The sequence below is a fragment of the Solilutibacter pythonis genome (assembly GCF_003697345.1).
GTDB lineage: Bacteria > Pseudomonadota > Gammaproteobacteria > Xanthomonadales > Xanthomonadaceae > Solilutibacter > Solilutibacter pythonis.
Genome location: NZ_RFLY01000049.1, coordinates 1 through 1,904 on the forward strand (window position 1 = coordinate 1; position 1,904 = coordinate 1,904).

The following is a 1,904-nucleotide window of genomic DNA, read 5'->3' on the forward strand; positions in this document are numbered from 1 at the left end:
CAACGCGGCCGCGCTCAACCGCCCGTTCTGTTGCCGCGCCGCCAGAATCGCCGCGCTCGGCTCAGGCGTCGCCGGCTGGGTCGGCGGTAACGGGGCGGGCTTCGGCGCGGGCGGCGGCAGTGCCGGCGCCCGGGCTTCCTCCGACAGCCCGGGCGACGTGACCGCCGCGCGGCCAGCCACTTCCGGCGACCCCGCCCGGTCTTCTCCCGGCATCACCTGCGTCACCGGCGCACACGCCACCAGACCCGTCAATGCCACGGCCGACACCACCGTCTTGATCTCTTTCTTCATCGGCTTGCCTCCTTCTTCGATCTCCAGCGGTTTCACCTCCACCTTCGCCAGCAGGCGCTTGGTGAAGTACTTGTCCTGGTAATACCGGATCTTCTCCGCCTTCACAGGGTGCGCCAGGCCCTCATACAAGACTATCTCCTTGTCGTTGCCCATCGCCTTCAGTTCCTGAGGCAACATCAGCGCCCGGCGCTCTTCGCTTTCGCTGAACGTCACGCTGCCTTGCTGCCCGTGCGAGCGGCTGCGGTTGCGACGGTGGATCGTCGTGTAGCCCAGCATCTCCGAATAATCGTTGGCATCCTGCTGCTCCCGCGGCGCGTAGACGATCTGCAACGCGTGGTTGGTGATGATCGTGCGCGAGATTTCACGCCCATACGTGGAATCCAGTTGCGCCATCGACTGGATGATCGGCAACAGCCGGATGTTGTAACCCGCCATGTAGCTCACCGCGTTGGCGATGATCTGCACCTTGCCGATGCTCGTGAACTCGTCCATCAACAGCAGGCACTGGTGCTTCAGCGCCTTGTTGTCCTGCGGCAGTTCCTTGGTGTTGACGTTGATCAACTGGCTGAAAAACAGGTTCACGATCAGCCGCGCCTCGGCCAGCTTGTTCGGCTGGATGCCGATGTAGATCGTCATCTTCTTGCGCCGGACGTCGGTCAGCCAGAAGTCGTTGGCGTTGGTGGCCGCATCCAGCACCGGGTTGATCCAGGCGTTCAGCGGCTCCTTGAACGTGCCCAGGATCGAGGCGAACGTCTCGTCCGCCTGCGAGAGCAGGTTGGCGAAGGCCGTGCGGCAATGCGCGCTGAGAAACGACCGACCCGCCAGGCCCCGGAAGTATTCCTTCAGATCGCTGCCATCCCCGGACGACAGCCGGTAGATCCGGCCCAGCGTCGGGAAGTTGACGTAATCCTCGGGCAGGCCCAGTTCCACCTCCTGGTCGTGGTTCTCGAACAGGTACAGCGCGAAGGCGGTGAAGGCGTTGCGCGCCTGGCTGACCCAGAACTTCTGTTCGTCCGCGCCATCGGGATAGAGCATCGCCGCGATGCTCTGGATGTCCGAAATGCGGAAGGCCGCGTCCCGCGACACGTAGCTCAGCGGATTCCAGCGGTGCGTGCGGCGATCTTCCGCGAAGGGGTTGAACAGATAGACCGCCTGCCCCTGCGAGGCGCGCCAGCCCGAGGTGAGATTGAAGTTCTCCTGCTTGATGTCCAGCACCACCATCGATTCGCCGTAGTCGAGCAGGTTGGGAATCACCACCCCCACGCCCTTGCCCGAGCGCGTCGGCGCGGCCAGAATCACGAACTGCTGGCCCGGCAGACGCATCAGCTTGCCGCCGAAGCGGCCGATGACGATGCCGTTCTCCTGTTTCTTGTCGAAGAACCCTTCCTTCGCCACGTCGCCGCCCTTGGCGAAGCGCGCATCGCCATGGATGCCCTTCTTGCCCGGCTTGAGCGCCGGCACCAGGAGCATCAGCCACAGCAGCAGCGGCACGCCGAAACCGATGTAGCCGGCCCACTTCACCTTGGCCGCGTAGGGCTGCATGCGCGGGGTATCGAGCGCCTGGAAATACGTCCACCAAGTCTTGGTATCGACGGGTATGTCCACGCCGATCA

At 64.0% G+C, this 1,904-nt stretch carries 1 protein-coding gene; it reads right to left on the reverse strand.

The window, feature by feature from the left end; translation table 11 throughout:
- Window positions 1-1,904, reverse strand: a 1,904-nt coding sequence (locus tag EBB59_RS13195; RefSeq protein ID WP_211327765.1) for a type IV secretory system conjugative DNA transfer family protein, incomplete at both ends; no start/stop codon positions are given.